Annotated in this window: 17 protein-coding genes; 11 read left to right on the forward strand and 6 right to left on the reverse strand. The window is 74.3% G+C overall.

Translation table 11 applies throughout. The annotated features are described in order from the left end of the window. Positions 1-140 precede the first annotated feature (140 nt). A complete protein-coding gene (locus ACFY00_RS36155; RefSeq protein ID WP_388038056.1) occupies positions 141-2,039 on the reverse strand; it encodes an ABC transporter ATP-binding protein in 1,899 nt (632 codons plus the stop codon). A gap of 146 nt (positions 2,040-2,185) precedes the next feature. Then, positions 2,186-3,919 carry an ABC transporter ATP-binding protein gene (locus tag ACFY00_RS36160; RefSeq protein WP_388037966.1) on the reverse strand — a complete coding sequence of 578 codons (1,734 nt, stop codon included), beginning with the start codon at positions 3,917-3,919 and terminating at the stop codon, positions 2,186-2,188. Positions 3,920-4,169: 250 nt separating this feature from the next. Between ACFY00_RS36160 and ACFY00_RS36165 the strand changes: the two genes are divergently transcribed. Next, complete coding sequence (locus ACFY00_RS36165; RefSeq protein WP_388037969.1) at positions 4,170-6,071, forward strand: AMP-dependent synthetase/ligase; 1,902 nt, start codon at positions 4,170-4,172, stop codon at positions 6,069-6,071. A gap of 70 nt (positions 6,072-6,141) precedes the next feature. Then, a complete protein-coding gene (gene hemW / locus ACFY00_RS36170) occupies positions 6,142-7,371 on the forward strand; it encodes a radical SAM family heme chaperone HemW (RefSeq protein ID WP_388037972.1) in 1,230 nt (409 codons plus the stop codon). Positions 7,372-7,408: 37 nt separating this feature from the next. Here the strand turns inward: hemW and ACFY00_RS36175 are convergent, their stop codons facing one another. Together ACFY00_RS36175 and ACFY00_RS36180 are read right to left on the reverse strand one after the other, a co-directional pair. Then, positions 7,409-8,254 carry a DUF3097 domain-containing protein gene (locus ACFY00_RS36175; RefSeq protein ID WP_388037975.1) on the reverse strand — a complete coding sequence of 282 codons (846 nt, stop codon included), beginning with the start codon at positions 8,252-8,254 and terminating at the stop codon, positions 7,409-7,411. Between the two features lie 60 nt (positions 8,255-8,314). After that, entirely contained in the window at positions 8,315-9,085 is a 771-nt protein-coding gene (locus tag ACFY00_RS36180; RefSeq protein ID WP_388037978.1) for a DUF2785 domain-containing protein, read from the reverse strand. A gap of 85 nt (positions 9,086-9,170) precedes the next feature. Between ACFY00_RS36180 and ACFY00_RS36185 the strand changes: the two genes are divergently transcribed. Then, positions 9,171-9,995, forward strand: coding sequence for a hypothetical protein (locus ACFY00_RS36185; RefSeq protein WP_388037981.1), 825 nt, complete (start codon positions 9,171-9,173; stop codon positions 9,993-9,995). Positions 9,996-10,031: 36 nt separating this feature from the next. On the opposite strand, the gene ACFY00_RS36190 is transcribed toward ACFY00_RS36185, so the two are convergent. Together ACFY00_RS36190 and htpX are read right to left on the reverse strand one after the other, a co-directional pair. Next, entirely contained in the window at positions 10,032-10,619 is a 588-nt protein-coding gene (locus ACFY00_RS36190; protein ID WP_388037984.1) for a hypothetical protein, read from the reverse strand. 30 nt (positions 10,620-10,649) lie between these two features. Next, complete coding sequence (gene htpX / locus ACFY00_RS36195; RefSeq protein ID WP_388037986.1) at positions 10,650-11,570, reverse strand: zinc metalloprotease HtpX; 921 nt, start codon at positions 11,568-11,570, stop codon at positions 10,650-10,652. 310 nt (positions 11,571-11,880) lie between these two features. Here htpX and hrcA point away from each other — a divergent pair, with 310 nt between their 5' ends. From hrcA to ACFY00_RS36235, 8 genes are all read left to right on the forward strand, one after another. Next, positions 11,881-12,954 carry a heat-inducible transcriptional repressor HrcA gene (gene hrcA, locus ACFY00_RS36200; RefSeq protein ID WP_388037989.1) on the forward strand — a complete coding sequence of 358 codons (1,074 nt, stop codon included), beginning with the start codon at positions 11,881-11,883 and terminating at the stop codon, positions 12,952-12,954. Positions 12,955-13,040: 86 nt separating this feature from the next. Then, the gene (gene dnaJ, locus ACFY00_RS36205; RefSeq protein ID WP_030458639.1) at positions 13,041-14,180 is read left to right on the forward strand and encodes a molecular chaperone DnaJ; all 1,140 of its coding nucleotides are present in this window, start codon (positions 13,041-13,043) and stop codon (positions 14,178-14,180) included. 101 nt (positions 14,181-14,281) lie between these two features. Then, positions 14,282-15,025 (forward strand): 16S rRNA (uracil(1498)-N(3))-methyltransferase, encoded by a 744-nt coding sequence (locus tag ACFY00_RS36210; RefSeq protein WP_388037992.1) that lies wholly within the window; start codon positions 14,282-14,284, stop codon positions 15,023-15,025. Between the two features lie 246 nt (positions 15,026-15,271). Further along, positions 15,272-18,469: a PDZ domain-containing protein gene (locus ACFY00_RS36215; RefSeq protein ID WP_388037995.1), complete on the forward strand. Its 3,198-nt coding sequence runs from the start codon at positions 15,272-15,274 to the stop codon at positions 18,467-18,469. A gap of 146 nt (positions 18,470-18,615) precedes the next feature. Next, entirely contained in the window at positions 18,616-18,903 is a 288-nt protein-coding gene (locus ACFY00_RS36220; RefSeq protein WP_388037998.1) for a hypothetical protein, read from the forward strand. Between the two features lie 73 nt (positions 18,904-18,976). Further along, positions 18,977-20,542 carry a hypothetical protein gene (locus ACFY00_RS36225; RefSeq protein WP_388038000.1) on the forward strand — a complete coding sequence of 522 codons (1,566 nt, stop codon included), beginning with the start codon at positions 18,977-18,979 and terminating at the stop codon, positions 20,540-20,542. A 13-nt stretch (positions 20,543-20,555) separates the two neighbouring features. Further along, a complete protein-coding gene (locus ACFY00_RS36230) occupies positions 20,556-20,966 on the forward strand; it encodes a hypothetical protein (protein ID WP_388038003.1) in 411 nt (136 codons plus the stop codon). Positions 20,967-21,010: 44 nt separating this feature from the next. Further along, the gene (locus ACFY00_RS36235) at positions 21,011-21,418 is read left to right on the forward strand and encodes a hypothetical protein (protein WP_388038006.1); all 408 of its coding nucleotides are present in this window, start codon (positions 21,011-21,013) and stop codon (positions 21,416-21,418) included. Positions 21,419-21,432: the final 14 nt, after the last annotated feature.

Genomic DNA, 21,432 nt, shown 5'->3' on the forward strand with positions numbered 1-21,432 from the left:
CCCGGCCGCGGCGGGGGGGGGGGGCGCCGCCCCGCCCCCCCCCCCCCCCCCCCCCCCCCCCCCCCCCCCCCCCCCCCCCGGGGGGGGGGCCCCCCCCCCCCCCCCCCCCCCCCCCCCCCCCGCGGCGGGCGGGGCGGCGGTCAGTTGACCTCGGCCACCGCCTCGGCGAACTGGGCCCGGTACAGGCGGGCGTAGGCACCGTCCGCGGCGATCAGTTCGTCGTGGTCGCCCTGCTCGACGATCGAGCCGTTCTCCATCACCAGGATCACGTCGGCGTCCCGGATGGTGGAGAGGCGGTGCGCGATCACGAAGCTGGTGCGGCCGGTGCGCAGTTCGGCCATCGCGCGCTGGATCAGCACCTCGGTGCGGGTGTCGACGGAGCTGGTGGCCTCGTCGAGGACCAGGATCGAGGGCTGGGCCAGGAAGGCCCGGGCGATGGTGATCAACTGCTTCTCGCCCGCGCTGACGCCGGTGCCCTCGTCGTCCAGGACGGTGTCGTAGCCCTCGGGCAGGGTCCGGACGAAGCGGTCGACGTGCGCGGCCCTCGCCGCCGCGACGACCTGCTCGCGGGTGGCGTTCTCGGCGCCGTACGCGATGTTCTCGGCGATGGTGCCGCCGAACAGCCAGGTGTCCTGGAGCACCATGCCGATGCCGGAGCGCAGTTCCTCGCGGGACATCGCGGCGATGTCCACGCCGTCCAGGGTGATCCGGCCGCCGCTGACCTCGTAGAAGCGCATCAGCAGGTTGACCATGGTGGTCTTGCCCGCGCCGGTCGGGCCGACGATGGCCACCGTGTGGCCCGGCTCGACCTTCAGGGACAGGCCCTCGATGAGCGGCTTGTCGGGGTCGTAGCGGAAGGAGACGTCCTCGAACGCGACCCGGCCGTGGAGCTCGGCGGGACGCTCGGGGAACTGCGGCTCGGGGGACTGCTCCTCGGCGTCCAGCAGTTCGAAGACCCGCTCGGCGGAGGCCACGCCGGACTGCACCAGGTTGGCCATCGAGGCGACCTGGCTGAGCGGCTGGCTGAACTGCCGGGAGTACTGGATGAACGCCTGCACGTCGCCGATCGACAGCGCGCCGGAGGCCACCCGCAGGCCGCCGACCACCGCGACCAGCACGTAGTTGATGTTGCCGACCAGCATCATCGCGGGCTGGATGATGCCCGAGATGAACTGCGCCTTGAAGGACGCCTCGTAGAGCGCCTGGTTCTCCTTCTCGAAGAGCTCGGCGGCCTCCTTCTGACGGCCGAAGACCTTCACCAGGCTGTGCCCGGTGAACATCTCCTCGATGTGCGCGTTCAGCTTGCCGGTGGAGCCCCACTGCTTGATGAACTGCGGCTGGGCGCGCTTGCCGACCTTGGTGGCGACGACCACCGAGACCGGCACCGAGACCAGCGCGATCACGGCCAGCAGCGGGGAGATCCAGAACATCATCGCCAGCACGCCGACGATGGTGAGCAGCGAGTTCACCACCTGGCCCATGGTCTGCTGCATGGACTGGTTGATGTTGTCGATGTCGTTGGTGACCCGGCTGAGCACCTCGCCGCGCGACTGGCGGTCGAAGTAGCTGAGCGGCAGCCGGGACAGCTTCGCCTCGACCTCCTCGCGCAGCCGGAACACCGTCCGGTTGATCGCCAGCGCGGCCAGTCGGCCCTGGAACACGCCGAACACGATCGCGGCCAGGTAGATGCCGAGCACCCAGAGCAGGACGGTGCCGATGGCGTGGAAGTCCATGCCCTGGCCGGGCGTGAAGTCGATGGTGGAGAGCAGGTCGGCGGCGTGGTCGCCGTTCTTGGCACGGACGGCTTCGACGGCGGCCTGCTTGCTGGGGGCGCCCTTGGACTGCATGCCCGTCCAGCCGGCCACGATCAGGTCGGTCGCCTTGCCGAGCACCCGGGGACCGACCACCTGGCAGCCGATGGCGAGCACGCCGAAGCCGAGCACGGTGAACAGCAGCTTGCGCTCGGGGCCGAGCAGGCCGAGCAGGCGCTTCGCGGAGCCGCCGAAGTCCTTGGACTTCTCGGCGCCCTGCGCGCCCATGAACCGGCCCGGACCGCCGCCGCCGCGCCGGGCCGCGGCCTCCTGCGAACCGGAGACGGCGGGGGCGGCGGGCGCCTCGGTCGTCCCGGGCGCCTCGGCCGTCCCGGACTTGGCGAGGTCGGGCTTGTCGGGGTTCTCGGGGCCGGTCACGCCGCCTCCTGCTCGGTGAGCTGGGAGAGCACGATCTCCCGGTACGTCGGGTTGTCGGCCATGAGTTCCTGGTGGGTGCCGGCGCCGACCACGGCGCCCTCGTCCAGCACGACGATCCGGTCGGCGTCGCGGATGGTGGAGACCCGCTGGGCGACGATCACCACGGTGGCGTCCCCGGTCTCCCGGGCGAGCGCGGCGCGCAGCCGGGCGTCGGTGGCGTAGTCGAGGGCGGAGAAGGAGTCGTCGAACAGGTAGATCTCGGGCTTGCGGACCAGCGCGCGGGCGATCGCCAGGCGCTGGCGCTGACCGCCGGAGACGTTGGTGCCGCCCTGGGCGATCGGGGCGTTCAGCCCCTCGGGGAGCTTCCGCACGAACTCCGCGGCCTGGGCGGTCTCCAGGGCCTGCCAGAGCTCCTCGTCGGTGGCCTCGGGCTTGCCGTAGCGCAGGTTGGAGGCGACGGTTCCGGAGAACAGGTACGGCTTCTGCGGGACGAGCCCGATGATCTCGGAGAGCTTGACCGGGTCGAGCTCGCGCACGTCAACGCCGTCGATCAGCACCTCGCCGCCGGTCGCGTCGAACAGCCGGGGGACGAGGCCGAGCAGGGTGGTCTTGCCGGAGCCGGTGGAGCCGATGACGGCGGTGGTCCGGCCGGGCCGGGCGGTCAGGTCGACGCCGCGCAGCACCGGGGCCTCGGCGCCGGGGTAGCGGAAGTCGACGCCGCGCAGCTCCAGGGTGCCGCGGGCGTGCAGTTCGGTGACCGGGCGCAGCGGGGGCACGACGCTGGACTCGGTGTCCAGCACCTCCTGGATGCGCTCGGCGCAGACCTCGGCGCGCGGCACCATCATGAACATGAAGGTGGCCATCATGACGCTCATCAGGATCTGCATCAGGTAGGAGAGGAACGCGGTGAGCGCGCCGATCTGCATGCCGCCGCTCTCGATGCGGTGCGCGCCGGACCAGAACACGGCGACGCTGGAGATGTTCACGACGCCCATCACGACCGGGAACATCAGCGACATCAGCCGGCCGACCCGCAGCGCGTAGTCGGCGAGCTCGCCGTTGGCGCCGGTGAAGCGGGCCTTCTCGTGGTCGTCCTTGACGAAGGCCCGGATGACCCGGATGCCGGTGATCTGCTCGCGCATGATCCGGTTGACCGCGTCGATCCGGGTCTGCATGCCGCGGAACTGCGGCCGCATCCTGGCGACCAGCACGGTGACCACCGCGCCCAGCGCGGGCACCACGGCGAGCAGCAGGCCGGAGAGCGGAACGTCCTGGTTGAGCGCCATCACGATGCCGCCGACGCACATGATCGGCGCGGCGACCATCAGGGTGAAGGTCAGCAGGGCCAGCATCTGGACCTGCTGGACGTCGTTGGTGGTGCGGGTGATCAGCGAGGGCGCGCCGAACTGGTTGAGCTCGCGGGCGGAGAAGTCCTGGACCCGGGAGAACACCGCGCCGCGGATGTCCCGGCCGATGGCCATGGCGGTGCGCGCGCCGTAGTGGACCGCGCCGATCGAGCAGACGGCCTGGGCCAGCGACACGCCGACCATGACCGCGCCGACGCGCAGGATGTAGGTGGTGTCGCCCTTGAGCACGCCGTCGTCGATGATGTCCGCGTTCAGCGTCGGCAGGTAGAGCATGCCGAGGGTGGACACCAGCTGCAGCAGCACCAGCAGGGTGATGTCCCGGGTGTAGGGCCCCAGGTGGGCCCGTAGGAGTCTGAAAAGCACCGTGACACTCTCGTCTGCGGAGGGGATGCGCGCATCCCGATTTCGGGTACTTGTGGGAAAGCTTCACGTTCGAACGGCCACTGCACTGCCGACCTGGGGGTGTGCCAGCTCACGTCACCCCCTTACGGATCGGCTGTCCACCCCCTAGGCTGCTGCTGCCCTCTTGTTACTCACCGGTTAAGTCGGTGGCCGGCCGCCCCCACGGCCGGCGTCCGCCCACTCTCGGTCCACCCGCCCCCGGAGGTCCTCGTTGAGTTCCGCGCAGTCCATGATCGAGCGGCGCCCGCCGTCCGTGGCGCACCTGTTGCTCAGCAGGGTAAAGGCCACTCCGAACGGTGAGGCCTACCGGTACCCGGTTCCGGTCGACGAGCAGGCCGCGGACAGCGCGCCCGGCGCCGAGCAGTGGCGCTCGCTGACCTGGGCGCAGGCGTTCCGGCGGATCTCCGCGGTGGCGGCCGGGCTGACGGCGCTGGGCGTCCGGGCCGAGGACCGGGTCGCGATCGCCTCCGCCACCCGGATCGAGTGGATCCTCGCCGACCTGGGCAACATGTGCGCGGGCGCGGCCACCACCACCGTCTACCCGAGCACCAACGCCGACGAGACCGCGTTCATCCTGGCCAACTCCGGCAGCCGCGCCCTGTTCGCCGAGAACGAGGGCCAGCTGCGCAAGGCCGCCGAGCAGAAGGACGCCCTGCCCGCGCTGGAGTGGGTGATCCTGTTCGACGCCCCGGACGGCGAGCCGCCGCAGGTCGAGGGCCTGACCGTGCTGACCCTGGCCGAGCTGGAGGAGCGCGGCGCCGCGTACCTGGCCGAGCACCCGGACGCGGTGGAGAAGGCCGTCGACTCGCTCGACAAGGAGCAGCTCGCCACCCTGATCTACACCTCCGGCACCACCGGCCGCCCCAAGGGCGTGCGCCTGGTGCACGACTGCTGGTCGTACGAGGCGGTGGCGCAGGAGGAGAGCGGGCTGCTGCGGGCGGACGACGTGCAGTTCATGTGGCTGCCGCTGTCGCACGTGTTCGGCAAGACGCTGATCTCCGGCCAGATCGCCACCGGCCACGTGATGGCGGTGGACGGCCGGGTGGACCGGATCATCCACAACCTGCCGGTGATCCGCCCGACCCTGATGGCCTCCGCGCCGCGGATCTTCGAGAAGGTCTACAACGGCATCGCGAGCAAGGCCCGGGCCGAGGGCGGCGCCAAGTACAAGATCTTCATGTGGGCGGCCCGGGTGGCCCGCTCCTACGCGCAGACCGTCCAGGCCGCGCAGGTCGCCACCGGGCGGGAGAGCGCCCCGCTGGGCCTGCGGCTGCAGCACGCGCTGGCCGACAAGCTGGTGTACACCAAGATCCGGGCCGCGTTCGGCGGTCGGCTGCGCGGCGCGGTCTCGGGCAGCGCGGCGCTGGCCCCGGAGATCGGCTACTTCTTCAAGGGCGCGGGCGTCCCGGTGCTGGAGGGCTACGGCCTGACCGAGACCTCGGCCGGCTCCACGGTCAACCGGGCCGAGGACTTCCGGGTCGGCACCGTCGGCCTGCCGCTGCCCGGCACCGAGGTGCGGATCGGCGAGGACGGCGAGATCCTGCTGCGCGGCCCGGGCATCATGCGCGGCTACCACGAGATGCCCGAGCAGACCGCCGAGGTGCTGGAGCCGGACGGCTGGTTCCACACCGGCGACATCGGCGAGCTCGGCGAGGGCGGCTACCTGCGGATCACCGACCGCAAGAAGGACATGTTCAAGACCTCCGGCGGCAAGTACGTCGCGCCCAGCGAGGTGGAGGGCAAGTTCAAGGCGATCTGCCCGTTCGTCAGCAACGTCCTGGTGATCGGCAACGGCCGCAACTACTGCACCGCGCTGATCGGCCTGGACGAGGCGGTGATCATGCCGTGGGCCGCCGAGCACGGCCTGGCCGGCAAGTCGTACGCCGAGGTGGTCGCCGACCCGGCCACCGTCGAGCTGATCGACGGCTTCGTCCGGCGCCTCAACGGCGAGCTGCAGCGCTGGCAGACGATCAAGAAGTTCACGCTGCTCCCGCGCGACCTGGACATCGAGCACGGCGAGCTCACCCCGAGCCTCAAGATCAAGCGCCCGGTGGTCGAGCGGACGTACGCGGACGCGGTCGGCGCGATGTACGCGGGCACCAACGAGGCCTGAGCCCCGTCCGTCCGGTACGGCCTGCGGACCCCCTTCGGGTTTCGCCGGCCGCTACCGGACAATGGGGGGCATGCCCTCCGCACTCCCCGACGGCGAACCGGTGCCGTCCGACGGCTCGCTGCCCGCCCACGCCCTGCACGGACTCGGCGGGCGGCCGTTCGGCTTCTACCTGCACGTGCCGTACTGCGCCAGCCGCTGCGGCTACTGCGACTTCAACACCTACACCGCCACCGAGCTGCGTTCCTCCGGCGCGGTCGCCTCGCAGGAGACGTACGCGGACAACGTCATCGCCGAGATCCGGCAGGCCCGCCGCGTCCTCGGAGAGGTCGACCTGCCGGTCGAGACGGTCTTCCTCGGCGGCGGCACCCCGACCCTGCTGCCCGCCCGCGACCTGGTGCGGATGCTGGCCGCGCTGCGCGAGGAGTTCGGGCTCGCCCCCGGCGCCGAGGTCACCACCGAGGCCAACCCGGAGTCCGTCGACCCGGCGTACCTGGCCGAACTGCGCGAGGGCGGCTACAACCGGGTCTCCTTCGGCATGCAGAGCGCCCGCCCGCACGTGCTCGCCCTGCTCGACCGCCACCACACCCCCGGCCGCCCCGAGGCCTGCGTCGCCGAGGCCCGCGCGGCCGGCTTCGAGCACGTCAACCTCGACCTGATCTACGGCACCCCCGGCGAGAGCGACCGGGACTGGCAGGCCTCGCTGGACGCGGCGATCGGCGCCGGGCCCGACCACGTCTCCGCCTACTCGCTGATCGTCGAGGACGGCACCCGGCTCGCCGCCCGGGTCAAGCGCGGCGAACTCCCGATGATCGACGACGACGTGCACGCCGACCGCTACCTGATGGCCGAGACGGCGCTCGCCGCCGCCGGGTACCACTGGTACGAGGTCTCCAACTGGGCCACCACCCCCGCGGGCCGCTGCCGCCACAACGAGCTGTACTGGACCGGAGCCGACTGGTGGGGCGCCGGACCGGGCGCGCACAGCCACGTCGGCGGCGTCCGCTGGTGGAACGCCAAGCACCCCGCCGCGTACGCCCAGGCGCTGGCCGAGGGCCGCACCCCCGCGCTCGGCCGCGAGGTGCTGGCCGACGAGGACCGCCGGGTCGAGCGCATCCTGCTGGAACTGCGCCTGGCCGAGGGCTGCCCGCTCGACCTGCTCACCGCCGACGGCCGCGCCGCCGCCGACCGGGCCCTCGCCGACGGCCTGCTGGAGCCCGTGCCGTACGCGGCGGGCCGGGCCGCGCTGACCCTGCGCGGGCGGCTGCTGGCGGACGGGGTGGTCCGCGACCTGGTCGACTGAACGGGTCCGAGAGGCGCCCCGGCCCGGCCCCGCCAGGTCAGGCGCCGCCCCCGCCGGGCAGGGTGACGAAGTCGATCAACTCCTCGACGCGGCCGAGCAGTTCGGGCTCCAGGTCCTTCCAGCCGTCGACCGCGGCCAGGATCCGCTTCCAGGCCGCGGGGGTGTCCACCGGCCAGCCCAGGCGGCGGCAGACGCCCTCCTTCCACACCTCGCCGCGCGGCACCTCGGGCCAGGCGGCGATGCCCAGGGCGGCGGGCTTGACCGCCTGCCAGACGTCCACGTACGGGTGGCCGACGACCAGCACGTGGTCGCCGGTCACCCGCTCGGCGATCCGGTGCTCCTTGGTGCCGGGCAGCAGGTGGTCGACCAGCACGCCCAGCCGGCGGCCGGGGCCGGGCGCGAAGGCCTCGACGATGGCGGGCAGGTCGTCCACGCCCTCCAGGTACTCCACCACCACGCCCTCGATCCGCAGGTCGTCGCCCCAGACCCGTTCGACCAGCTCGGCGTCGTGCCGCCCCTCGACGTAGATCCGCGACTCGCGGGCCACCCGGGCCCGCGCCCCCGGCACCGCGACCGAACCGGACGCCGTCCGCCCCGGCCCGCGCGGCGGGGCCGGAGCCGCCGCGGCGGGACGCACCAGCGTCACCACCCGCCCCTCCAGCAGGAATCCGCGCGGCACCAGCGGGAACACCCGGTGCTTGCCGAAACGGTCCTCCAAGGTGACGGTGAACCCCTCGGCCGTCCGCTCGCAGCGCACCACCGCCCCGCAGAACCCGGTCGCCGCCTCCTCCACCACCAGGTCCCGCTCCGCCGCCACCTCGGGCGCGGGCTGCTGCCGCTTCCACGGCGGGGTCAGATCCGGCCCGTACTCCCTGCTCCGCATGGGCGGCAGTCTACGGAAGGGGACGGCCCGTCAGTCCGGCTCGGCTCGGGTCGGCCCGGTTCAGCCCGCGTACGGCGCCGCCACCGCCAGCACCGCGGCGATCCGCCCGGCGACCGCCGCGCCGTACGGCAGCGCCCGCACCTCCGGCGCGCCCCAGCGCGAGCGCACGCCGCGCAGCGCCAGCAGGTGCACCACCCGCAGGGTGCGCAGGGTGTTGGAGACCTCGGCGGGCACCGGCCCCGGTTCCCCCGCGGCGAACGCCTCCTCCACCGCGTCCAGCCAGCCGACCGCCTGGCGCTCCGTCAGCTCCGGCCGGGTCAGGGTCAGGGCGAGCGCGTGGCCGAGGCGGTCGTCCTCCATCGCGTCGAAGACGTGGTCGGTCGGGGCCAGCAACCGGGCCGAGCCCAGCACCGTCAGCGGCTCGGGGTCGACCTCCGGCCGCTGCCCGAACGCGGCCAGCAGGTCGGCGCCGTGCGCGACGGCGTGCAGCCAGCCCAGCTCGGGGTGGTGGCCGCGCAGGTCGGTCTCGGCCGGGTACCAGCGGGCGAACGCCTCCAGCCACCCGGGGCGCGGCGTGCCGCCCCGCACCACGGCGGCCAGCACCAGCGGGGCGAACGTCCGGGCCTGGACCTCCGGGTCCGCGAAGCGGTCCGCCATCGCGTCGCCGAGGGCCAGCCGGCGCTCCTCGGACAGCCCGGGCACCCAGCCGACCAGCCGCGGGTAGGCCCGTTCGTCGCGCTCCACCGGATCGGGCGAGCGCAGCGCCGCGCTGACGGCGGACAGCTCGGCCTCGGAGGGGTCGCGGTCGGGGAGGGCGCTCCAGTCGATCACGATCGACCACCCTAGGTCCCCGCCCGGTCGGCGGCGTGGGATATTTTCCGGCAGTCGCGGCGGGCGGCGGGCGGAGGGGGAACGGGTGTACGGACGGCGATGGTGGTGGGCGGCGGCGGCCGTCGCGGTGGTGCTGGGCGCGGCCGTCGGCTGCTCGGAGGGCGGCGACGGGAGCGGTGCCGCCCGGAAGGCCGGTGACGCGGCAGCCACCGACGCGGCCACCGGTGGGACGGCCAGTGGCGGGACGGCCAGTGGCGGGACGGGCGGTGGCGGGGTCGGCGGGCGGGCGCCGCAGGTGCTGCGGGACGGGCTGCTGACCAAGCTGCGGCTGCCGGTCGGCTTCACGCTGAACACCAACGAGGTGGAGTCGACGACCACCCGGGCGCCCGGCGGCCCGACCCGTCCGAGCCCGGAACCGCTGGCGTCGATGCCCTGCGACGACATCGGGGTCAGCGCCTTCGTGACCAGGCACGCCCCGCCGCTGGAGGACGTCGCGGTGGGGCTGCAGCGCTCCCCGGCCGAGGACGACGTGGAGGACCTGGGCTGGTTCGGCCAGGAGTCGCTGGACCGCTACCCGCCCGGCCGGGCCGCCCGGGTGATCGCCGAACTGAGGGCCGCCGCCCTGCGCTGCGCCGGGCCCGTCGCCAGGGGCGACGGGAGCGACAGGACGGAGCGGACCGTCACCGCCGAACCGCTCGACGTCGGCCCGCTCGGCGGGGGCCTGCTGCTGCGCACGGCCGACCGCTCCGACCACCTCGGCCTCACCTGGGTCGACCGGACCGTGGTGCTGCCCGTCGGCGACGACGTGCTGCTGATCATCCAGGAGGTGGTCAGCGAGCAGGAGTCCCCGGACCTGCTGCGGGCCGCCGGCGCGGCCGTGGCCGCCTACCGGAGCGCCCTCGCCGGGTGAGGGCCCGGGCGGGTGGGGCCCGGGTGAGTCGCGGGCTCAGTCCTCGATGCCCGGCGCGCCCCAGACCGGGAACCAGCGCGACAGGTCCGGCTCGATCCGCAGGTCGTCGCGGAGCAGGTCGGAGACCTCGATCTCCAGCGGGTTGTTCCGCTTCTCCTGCCCGGCGACCTTGCACATCGGGTAGAAGGTGCCGCGCTTGTACAGGTACACCAGCGCCAGCGAGCGGCCCTCGGCGTCCCGGAAGCCGACCAGCGAGCAGAGCAGCTGCGGCCCGAAGCCGTTCGCCTCCAGCTCGCTGTTGACCGCGTGCAGGTCGTTGACCAGGTCGGGCAGTTCCTCGGGGGTGTGCCGGGCCAGCAGCCAGGAGTACCCGTACGCGTCCCGGGAGGCCTCGACCGGGACGCCGCCGCGCCCGGTGTCCGCGTCCAGCAGCGCCCGCACCTGCCGCTGCACCTCGGTGAAGGCGGCGCCCTCGACCGCGGCGAAGCACACCGAGCCGAGGCCGGTCGGGGTGAACCCCTTGGCGGCCTGCAGGGTCAGCGCCGCCGACGGGACGCCGAACAGCTGGTCGAGGTCGGGCTTCACCGGCTTGCTCCGGCCGAACAGGGCGTCCAGGAATCCCACGTGCAGCGCTCCTCGTGTCTGGGGGCGGGCTCAGCGCCCGAGTTCTTCGGAGACCTTCCGCAGCTGCGCCAGCCGCTGCTCCAGCGACGGGTGGGTGGCCAGCAGCCGCGCGGCCGTCTCCTTGGCGCTCAGCGCCGGGGCGAAGTAGAAGGCGTTGTACGGCTGGGCCTGCCGCAGGTCCTTGGTCGGGATGGCGGCGATCTGCCCGGTCACCTTGGTCAGCGCCGAGGCCAGCGCGGCGGGCCGCCCGGTCAGCTGGGCGGCGGCCCGGTCGGCGGCCAGCTCGCGGTAGCGGGACAGCAGCCTGGTCAGCAGGAAGCTGATCGCGTACACCACCATCGAGGCCAGCGGGATCAGCACCATCGCGATCGCCGCGTTCTGGTCGTTGCTGTTGCGGTTGCCGCCGCCCATCATCCCGCCGTACAGGGCGATCCTGGTCATCGCGCCGGCCAGCACGCCGAGGAACCCGGCCACCGTCATCACCGCGACGTCCCGGTGCGCGACGTGCGACAGCTCGTGCGCCAGCACGCCCTCCAGCTCCTCCGGCTCCAGGCGGCGCAGCAGGCCGGTGGTCACGCAGACCACCGCGTTCTGCGGGTTGCGGCCGGTGGCGAAGGCGTTGGGCATGTCGTTGTCGGCGACCGCGACCCGCGGCTTGGGCATGTCGGCCAGCGCGCACAGCCGGTCCACCGCGCCGTGCAGTTGCGGGTACTGCTCGGGGGTGACCCGGTGGGCGCCCATCGCCCGCTCGGTGATCTTGTCGGAGAACCAGAACTGGGCGACGAACAGGCCGCCCGAGATCAGCACCACCAGCGGCCAGGCGCCGCGCAGCAGCACGATCAGCAGGCCGGTGAAGCCCACGTAGAGCAGCCCGATCAGGAACATGGTGGTGACCATCCGGCCGGTCAGGCCGCGGTCGGGGGTGAACCGGGAGTGCTGGGAAGCGGACATCGCTGCTCCTCCTCTGCCTCGTGCGGGCCGGGCCCGGCCGCTCGCCCGGACGCCCCGCTCGCCTTCGATGCTGCCACCGGGCGGCCCGCCGGGCACCATCCGAAACGGGGGGAATTCGGTGGGAATCGGCGGGAAGGGGACGCGCCCCGGGCGCGTCGCGGCCGCACCGGACGAGGATCACGCGGGCGGGCCGTTCCTGCCGTCAGGCCCGGGCCGTACACTGGCAGGTACGGTTCTGGCACTCTGCCCAGTTGAGTGCCAGGCCCGGACCGGACACCGGAACCACGGACGACGACGGAGGTGCCTGCCCATGCCGGACGACAGCAAGCCCGACGGCCGACTCATCGACACGCGCCCGTCCGTCCGGCCACTGGACGAGCGGCGGCTCGCGGTGCTCCGGGCGATCGTCCAGGACTACGTGGGCACCGAGGAGCCGGTCGGCTCCAAGGCCCTGGTGGAGCGCCACAACCTGGGCGTCTCCCCGGCGACCGTCCGCAACGACATGGCCGCGCTGGAGGAGGAGGGGTACATCCACCAGCCGCACACCAGCGCGGGCCGGATCCCCACCGACAAGGGCTACCGGCTGTTCGTCGACCGGCTCGCCGAGGTCAAGCCGATGACCGCTCCCGAGCGCCGGGCGATCCGGCACTTCCTGGAGGGCGCGGTCGACCTGGACGACGTGGTCGCCCGGACGGTGCGGCTGCTGGCCCAGCTGACCCGGCAGGTCGCGGTCGTCCAGTACCCCTCGCTGACCCGCTCCACCGTGCGGCACATCGAACTGGTGTCGCTCACCCCGACCAAGCTGATGCTGGTGCTGATCACCAACACCGGCCGGGTCGAGCAGCGGATGGTCGACTGCCCGGCCCCGGTCGGCGAGGCCCTGCTCGGCGACCTGCGGGCCAGGCTCAACGGCATGGCGGGCGGCTGTCGGCTGCCCGAGGTGCCGACCGTCCTGGAGGACCTGCCGGCCGGCTTCGAGCCCGCCGACCGGCCCGCCGTCAGCACCGTGCTGGCGGTCCTGTTCGAGGCGCTGGCCGAACAGAACGAGGAGCGGATCATGCTGGCGGGCACCGCCAACCTGACCCGCTTCGGCCACGACTTCCCGCTCACCATCCGGCCGGTCCTGGAGGCGCTGGAGGAGCAGGTGGTGCTGTTGCGCCTGCTGGGTGAGACGGCGGACTCCGCGATGACGGTCCGGATCGGCCACGAGATCGCCTACGAGGGGCTCAATTCCACGTCGGTCGTCTCGGTCGGTTACGGTTCGGGCGACCAGAGCGTGGCAAAGCTGGGAGTGATCGGTCCGACCCGGATGGATTACCCGGGCACAATGGGGGCGGTGCGAGCGGTGGCACGGTACGTCGGCCAGATCCTGGCGGAGTCGTAACGGAACGGCGCAGGCGCAGCGGAACGGCGCAACAACCAGCGTGCCGTCGCAGGCACTTCTAGAGGCGGAACAAACCGGAGCATTTGGTGGCCACGGACTACTACGCGGTACTCGGCGTCCGACGCGACGCGGGGCAGGACGAGATCAAGAAGGCGTTCCGGCGCCTCGCCCGTGAACTGCACCCGGACGTCAACCCGGACCCGAAGACGCAGGAGCGGTTCAAGGAGATCAACGCCGCCTACGAGGTGCTCTCCGACCCGCAGAAGCGCCAGGTCTACGACCTCGGCGGGGACCCGCTCTCGCCCAACGGCGGCGGCGCGGGCGGGTTCGGCGCCGGGGCGGCCGGGTTCGGCTTCTCCGACATCATGGACGCCTTCTTCGGCGCCGCGACCGGCCAGCGCGGCCCGCGCTCGCGCACCCGCCGCGGCCAGGACGCCATGATCCGGCTGGAGATCACCCTGGAGGAGGCCGCGTTCGGCACCACCAAGGAGCTCCAGGTCGACACCGCCGTCACCTGCACCACCTGCAACGGCGAGGGCGCCGCCCCCGGCACCTCCGCCCAGACCTGCGACATGTGCCGCGGCAAGGGCGAGGTCTCCCAGGTCACCCGGTCCTTCCTGGGCCAGGTCATGACCTCCCGCCCCTGCCCGCAGTGCCAGGGCTTCGGCACCGTCGTCCCCACTCCCTGCCCCGAGTGCGCGGGCGACGGCCGGGTCCGCGCCCGGCGCACCCTCACCGTCAAGATCCCGGCCGGCGTCGACAACGGCACCCGGATCCAGCTGGCCGGCGAGGGCGAGGTCGGCCCCGGCGGCGGCCCCGCCGGCGACCTGTACGTCGAGATCGCCGAGACCAGCCATCCGACCTTCCAGCGGCGCGGCGACGACCTGCACTGCACCGTCACCATCCCGATGACCGCGGCGTCGCTCGGCACCCAGGTGCCGCTGCAGACCCTCGACGGCCTGGAGGAGGTCGACATCCGGCCCGGCACCCAGTCCGGCCAGTCGATCCCCCTGCACGGCCGCGGCATCACCCACCTGCGCGGCGGCGGCCGGGGCGACCTGATAGTGCACGTCGAGGTGCAGACGCCCACCAAGCTCGACCCCGAGCAGGAGGAGCTGCTGCGGCGGCTCGCCATGCTCCGCGGCGAGGAGCGTCCCTCCGGGCAGTTCGCGCCCGGCCAGCAGGGCCTGTTCTCCCGGCTGAAGGACGCCTTCAACGGTCGGTGAGACCTCTGTTGTTTCCCGGGGCCGGGAACGGTGGAGGGGCCGCGTGCCCCCGCCGTTCCCGGCCGTTTTCGATGGGCCCTGCCGAGAGGACCGCTGCACCGATGACCGCACCCGTGTTCGTCGTCGACGACCTGACGGGCGCCGCCCCCGGCGCGACCGTCCGGCTCGACGGGCCCGAGGGCCGCCACGCCGTCGCCGTCAAACGCCTCGAACCCGGCGAGGCCCTCACCCTCGCCGACGGCCGGGGCCGCGGCGCCGACGGCACCGTCGCCGCCCTGCACGGCAAGGACGCCCTCGACGTCCTGGTCACCGCCGTCCGCGACGAACCCGAACCCGCACCCCGGATCACCGTCGTCCAGGCCCTCCCCAAGGGCGACCGCGGCGAACTCGCCGTCGAGACCATGACCGAGGCCGGGATCGACGCGATCGTCCCCTGGGCCGCCTCCCGCTGCATCACCCAGTGGAAGGGCGACCGCGGGGCCAAGGCGCTCGCCAAGTGGCGGGCCACCGCCCGCGAAGCGGGCAAGCAGTCGCGGCGTCTGCGGTTCCCGGAGGTCCGGGAGCTCGCCACCACCCGGCAACTGCTGCCGCTGCTCGCGGGGGCGAGCTTCGCGGCCGTCCTCCACGAGGAAGGGTCGCTGCCGCTGGCCACCGCGCAACTGCCCGCCGGGGGCGAGATCGTCCTGGTCGTCGGGCCCGAGGGCGGGGTCTCCCCGGACGAGATCGCCGCCTTCGCCGAAGCCGGCGCCACCCCCCACCGCCTCGGCCCCTCCGTCCTGCGCACCTCCACGGCGGGGGTCGCGGCGGGCGCCCTCCTGCTCGGGCGCACGGGGCGCTGGGGATAAGCAGGGGGCAGCCAGGGGCGCGGGGAACTGCGCGCTGCGGGAGTGGCACGTCAGCGAGGTCGCGGGATAGTGCAAGTTGCCCTCCTGCGTCGCGATCTGGCTGGGGGTGCTCGGTTGGCCGCGCAGTTCCTCGCGCCCCTGCTTTCGCAGCGGTTGGCCGCGCAGTTCCTCGCGGCCCCGGTTTCGCCCTTCGGCTTTCGCGGCTTCTTCTGACGGATCGTGGGCTTCCCGTCCTAGGCTGGCGGGATGACCGAATCTACGCGCGGCTACCTGCGCCACCCCCACCTGCACGGCGACGTCGTGGCGTTCGTCGCCGAGGACGACGTCTGGTTGGCGCCCGTGGAGGGCGGGCGGGCCTGGCGGGTGACGGCGGACCGGGCGCCGGTGGGGGCGGTGCGGTTCTCGCCGGACGGGCGGTCGTTGGCGTGGGCGTCGGGCCGGGACGGGGCGCCGGAGGTGCACGTCGGGTCGGTGGAGGGCGGGGCGGCGCGGCGGTTGACGTACTGGGGGAGCCCGTACACCGCGCTGGTGGGGTGGAGCGCGGACGGGCGGCCGCTGGCGATCACCGCGGCGGGGCAGGAGACGATCCGGCGGACCTGGGCGTTCGCGGTGCCGCTGGACGGCGGGGAGCCGTCGCGGCTGCCGTACGGGCCGGTCGGGGCGCTGGCGTTCGAGCCGGTGCCGGAGGGTGCCGCCGGCGGGCGGGTGCTGCTGGGGACGCACAACCGGGAGGCCGCGCACTGGAAGCGGTACCGGGGCGGCCGGGCCGGGAAGCTGTGGATCGGCGCGGCGGAGTTCGAGCGGCTGCACGCCGATCTGGACGGGCAGTTGGAGTGCCCGATGTGGGTCGGGGACCGGGTCGCGTTCCTGTCCGACCACGAGGGCGTCGGGCGGCTGTACTCCAGCCTCCCGGACGGTTCGGACCTGCGGGCGCACGGGTCGGCGGAGGGTGGGTTCTACGCCCGGCAGGCGTCCACCGACGGCCGCCGGGTGATCTGGCAGAGCGCGGGCGAGCTGTGGCTGCTGGACGACCTGGACGGGGCCGGGCCGCGCCGCCTGGAGGTGCGTCCGGCCGGGCCCCGCACCGGGCGCCGTCCGCACCCGACCCCCGCCGCCGGGCAGGTGGAGACCGCCGCCCCGGACCGCACCGGCCGGGCCGCGGCCGTGGTGGTGCGCGGTACGGTGCACTGGGTGACCCACCGGGAGGGCCCGGCCCGGGTGCTGGACGAGACGCCGGGGGTGCGGGGCCGCCTGGCGCGGGTGGTGCCCGGTGAGCAGGGCGCGCAGGGCGCGGTGTGGGTGACCGACGCGGAGGGCGAGGACGCGCTGGAGTTCGCCCCGGCGGTGCTGGGCGCGGAGCGGCGGCGGCTGGCGGCCGGGCAGCTCGGCCGGGTGCGCGGCCTGGCGGTCTCGCCGGACGGCAGGCAGCTCGCGGTGGCCTCGCACGACGGCCGGGTGCTGCTGGTGGCGCTCAGCGACGGCGCGGTCAACGAGCTGGCGCACAGCGGGGACGGCGAGGTCAGCGGGTTGGTGTTCAGCCCGGACTCGGCGTGGCTGGCCTGGTCGCAGCCGGTGCTGGGCCCGTGGTCGCTGCGGCAGGTGATGCTGGCCGACCTGACCTCGCGCACCGTCAGCGAGGCCACCCCGCAGCGCTTCCACGACTACTCGCCCGCCTTCACCGCGGACGGCAAGCACCTGGCGTTCCTCTCGGTGCGCACCTTCGACCCGGTGTACGACCAGCACGCCTTCGACCTGTCCTTCCCCGGCGGCACCCGCCCGTACCTGCTGACGCTGGCCGCCGACACCCCGTCGCCGTTCGGCCCGCAGCGCGGCGGGCGGCCGGTGGGCGGCGAGGAGGAGGACGCCAAGGACGGCGAGAAGGACGGCGCGGCGCCGAGCACCCGGGTCGACCTGGAGGGCCTCGCCGACCGGATCGTGCCGTTCCCGGTGGAGGCCGGGCGGTTCGGGGCGCTGCGCGCGGCGAAGGACGGGGTGCTGTGGACCAGGTTCCCGTTCGGCGGTGAACTCGGCGACAGCGCCGCCTCGTTGGACGAGGAGCCGGCCCGCACCGCGCTGGAGCGGTTCGACCTGGGGAAGCGTCGGGCGGAGGAACTGCTCACCGGCGTCGACGCGTTCGCGGTCAGCGGCGACGGCGCCCGGGTGGCGGTGCTGGAGGGCGGCTCGCTGCGGATCGTGCCCGCCGACCAGAAGGCCGGGGAGGACGACGAGGTCGACGTCGGTCTGGACCGGGTCCGGGTCACCGTCGACCCGGCCGCCGAGTGGCGGCAGATGTTCGACGAGAACGGCCGCCTGATGCGCGACAACTTCTGGCGCGCCGACCTGAACGGCGTCGACTGGGCGGGCGTGCTGGAGCGCTACCGGCCGCTGGTGGAGCACCTCGGCAGCCACTCCGACCTGGTCGACCTGCTGTGGGAGACGGTCGGCGAGCTCGGCACCTCGCACGCGTACGTGCTGCCGCCCGGCCGCGGCACCGAGCCGGCCCGGCTGCAGGGCCTGCTGGGGGCGGACCTGGTGCGCGACGGCGAGGTGTGGCGGGTGGCCCGGGTGCTGCCCGGCGAGTCCTCCGACCCGCGGGCCCGCTCGCCGCTGGCCGCGCCCGGCGTGGCGGTCCGGCCCGGCGACGCGGTCCTGGCGGTCAACGGGCGGCCGGTCGACCCGGTGGCCGGTCCGGCCCCGCTGCTGGCGGGCACCGCCGACCAGCCGGTCGAGCTCACCGTCAGCGGCAAGGACGGCGAGCGCCACCCCGTCGTGGTGCCGCTCGACGACGAGGAGGCGCTGCGCTACCACGACTGGGTCGCCGGGCGGCGGGCCGCCGTCCGCGAGCTGTCCGGCGGGCGGCTCGGCTACCTGCACGTGCCCGACATGCAGAGCGCGGGCTGGGCGCAGCTCCACCGCGACCTGCGGTTCGAGATGTCCCTGGAGGGGATCGTCCTCGACCTGCGGGAGAACCGCGGCGGCCACACCTCGCAGCTGATCGTCGAGAAGCTGGCCCGCCGGATCGTCGGCTGGAACCACGGCCGCGACCTCGCCCACCCCGACCCGTACCCCGGCGACGCCCCGCGCGGCCCGGTGGTCGCGCTGGCCAACGAGTTCTCCGGCTCGGACGGCGACATCGTCAACGCGGCGATCCAGGCGCTCGGCATCGGCCCGGTGGTGGGCACCCGCACCTGGGGCGGCGTCATCGGCATCGACAGCCGGTACGCGCTGGTGGACGGGACGCTGGTCACCCAGCCCAAGTACTCCTTCTGGCTGGAGGGTTACGGCTGGCAGCTGGAGAACCGCGGCGTCACCCCCGACGTGGAGGTCCCGATCGCCCCGCACGACTGGGCGGCCGGGCGCGACCCGCAGCTGGAGACCGCCGTCCGCCTCGCCCTGGACGCGCTGGACCGCACCCCCGCCAAGACCCCGCCCCCGCTGGACTGAGCCCGCCCGGGAAGGTGCGTCGGCGAACGACCGTTCGCCCGCACGGCGCCCGGTTTCCCGAGGCGTCCTTCCGGCGCCGGGCGGTTACCGCTAGGGTGCACGCAGTGACGACCGCGGGGGGAGCGTTGGGAACACCGGATTTCAGCGTGGACCACGAGGTGCTGGAGGAGTGCGGCCGGAAGCTCGACCGGGCCGGGGACGACCTGGCGGCGGCGGGCGGCGGGCTGGAGTGCCTGGGCGAGTTCACGGCCGCCCGGGTCGGCGACTACGGCGTGGCCGACGCGGCGGCCGCCTTCTTCGCCGCCTGGCGGGACGAGCGGCTGCTCGACGTCGAGGCCCTGCACGAGCTCGCCGACAAGGTGCGGCGCAGCGCCGCCAACTACCGCGACACCGACCACGCGGTGGCCGGGGCGCTGACCCGGCAGCGGTGGTGAACCACCCGCACCGGCCGGGGAGCGGGCACCACGGGAAGCAACTCGCCACCGCTGAGGGGGAGTCGGCACGACGATGAGGACGCACCGGGAACGGGTCGAATCGCTCGGCCGCACCATCGCCGCCGCGCACGGGATGTGGGGCGCGGGCGACCTGAAGGACGCCGTGGACGCGGCCGTCCGGCTCCCCGGGCCCGCAGGCAGCCCCGACGCGCTCGACACCCTCGGCCGGGCCTGCGTCGACGCCGCCGCCCGGATCTCCGAGGTCTGGCTGACGGTGGTCGGCATCGGCTCCGCCGAACTCCCGGAGGCGTGGACCGGACGGGTCGGCGAGAGCGCGGCCGAGGTGGTCAAGGCCGCGGCGGACGACCTGGACCGGATGGGCCGCGCCCACCAGCAGGCCGGGCGGCGGCTGCTCGAACTGTGCGACGCGCTCGACCACGCCCGGGCCCGGCACGCCGCCGCCCGCGACCCGCTGCTCCACGCCTCCCACCTGCTCGCCGACCTCACCACCTGGGAGGGCCTGCCCGACCCGACCTCCTGGGACGACGACCGGATGCACGAGGCCAAGGCCGCCGCCGAGGAGGGCATCGCCGCGATGCTCGACGCCGCGCAGCAGGCCGAGGAGGCCGGGCACCGCGCCGCCGCCGAACTCAACCGGCTCGCCGCCGGGGCCGAGGCGGCCCGGCTGCGGGCCCGGGGCCTGAGCGCCGCCGACCGCCTGACGCTCACCGCCACCACCGCCCTCGGCGACCTCAACCGCATCCTCGGCCCGCAGGACGCCGCCCGCGCGGGCCAGGCCCTCGACCGCCTCGCCCCCGCCGACCGGCAGCGGATGGACCGGCTGCTCGCCGACTCCCGCTCGCCCCAGGAGCGCGCCTACCTGCTGAAGGCGCTGGCCGCGGGCCACGGCGTCGACGAGGTCGCCGCCTTCGACCGGCAGATCCACGACCACGGCGCCGACCCGCACTGGCTGGGCGACCGGCTCAGCCCCGTCCGGCTCGACTCGGCCGCCCCCACGGCCGGCACCGCCCACCTCCGGCCGGTCGGCGAGCCCGGCGCCCGCTGGCAGCAGGCCGACGCCGCCCCGACCTGCGTGGCCGCCTCCACCGTCACGATGCGGGCGATGGCCGACCCGGTCTACGCCCTGCAGCTCACCACCGGCGGCCACCCCGGCGACCCGGGGTACGACAACAAGGACGCCTTCACCCAGCGGCTGACCGCCGAGCAGAACCGGGTCTACCGGGGCAGCCGGGAGTGGTACCAGGACCTGCCGCTGGTCGGGCGGGACGGCCTGAGCGACGGCCAGTCCCGGGACGTGATGAACCAGGAGGTCGGCGCGGTCACCGGCACCGAGTACCGCAACGTCGACCTGGGCGGCCAGGACGCCCGGCGCGACGTGCTGATCGACGTCGAGAAGGCGGTGGACGGGGGGCGGCCCGTCCCGGTGACCATCCGCGGCGGCGACCAGGGCCACCAACTGATGATCATCGGGCACAGCGGCGACAAGCTCCAGGTCTACAACCCGTGGGGCTACACCGTCTGGATCACCGAGGACGACTTCGTCGACAACCGGATGGGCAACGCCCTCGACCAGCCCTCCCCGATGAACACCGCCACCAGCGTCCGCCTACCGAAGTGAGCCGAGCCCACCGATGAACAGCCCCGCGCCCCCGCCCGGCCGGACCGACGCCGAACTCGCCGCCCTGGACGTGCCCGCGCTGCTGCGCTTCGGCCTGCCCGCGGACGGGCCGCACCGCCGGGCGCTGTTCGCCGACGGGGCGGTGGCCGCCGCGCTGCGGGCCGAACGGTGCGAGGTGCCCCCGTACGCCGTCTCCTACCTGTCCGAGGTGGTCCGGGCCGCCGGGCTCCGGGCCGCCGCCGGGCTGCCGGAGCCGCTGGTCGGCCCCGGCGCGGCGGAACTGGCCGGGGAGTGGCTGGACGGGGCCGCCGCGGTGCTGGACGCCGACGACCCGGCCGCCGGGGCGCTGGTGGCCGACTGGCTGGAGGCGGTCGCCGCGCTCCTCGAACTGCGCCGCACCGGCCGCCCGGGGCGCCGCGGGTGAGTGCGCTGCGGTGGGTGCGGTCCGCACGGCTGCGGGTGCCGCGGGTGACCAGGGGACGGGCCGCCTGGGCGGCGGTGCTGCTGGTGCTGGTGGCGCCGGTCTGGGGGGAGGAGCGGCGGACCAACCACGGCCGGGTCTTCCCCTCGGACGCCCGGGAGATCTCGGTCCGCCGCGGCCAGGTGTTCTCGCTGCACTGGAAGCTGGCCGTGCAGCCGGGCACCGAGCACCGACCGGTGGCCCCCGCGCCCGACCCGGCGGTGGTGGCCTTCACCGGCACCGACCGGGTCCGCGGCAACCCGCACTACCTGGGCAACGGCGGCGAGCTGTACCTGGTGTTCCGGGCGGTGGGCCGCGGCACCACCGAGCTGACGGTCGACAACTGCCGGGAGTCCTGCGGGCGGTTCGACGAGGAGTACCGCGAACACCGGACCTACCGGATCGTGGTGCGCTGACCGCTGTAAGGTCG

Source organism: Kitasatospora sp. NPDC001540 (genome assembly GCF_042894345.1).
GTDB lineage: Bacteria > Actinomycetota > Actinomycetes > Streptomycetales > Streptomycetaceae > Kitasatospora > Kitasatospora phosalacinea_C.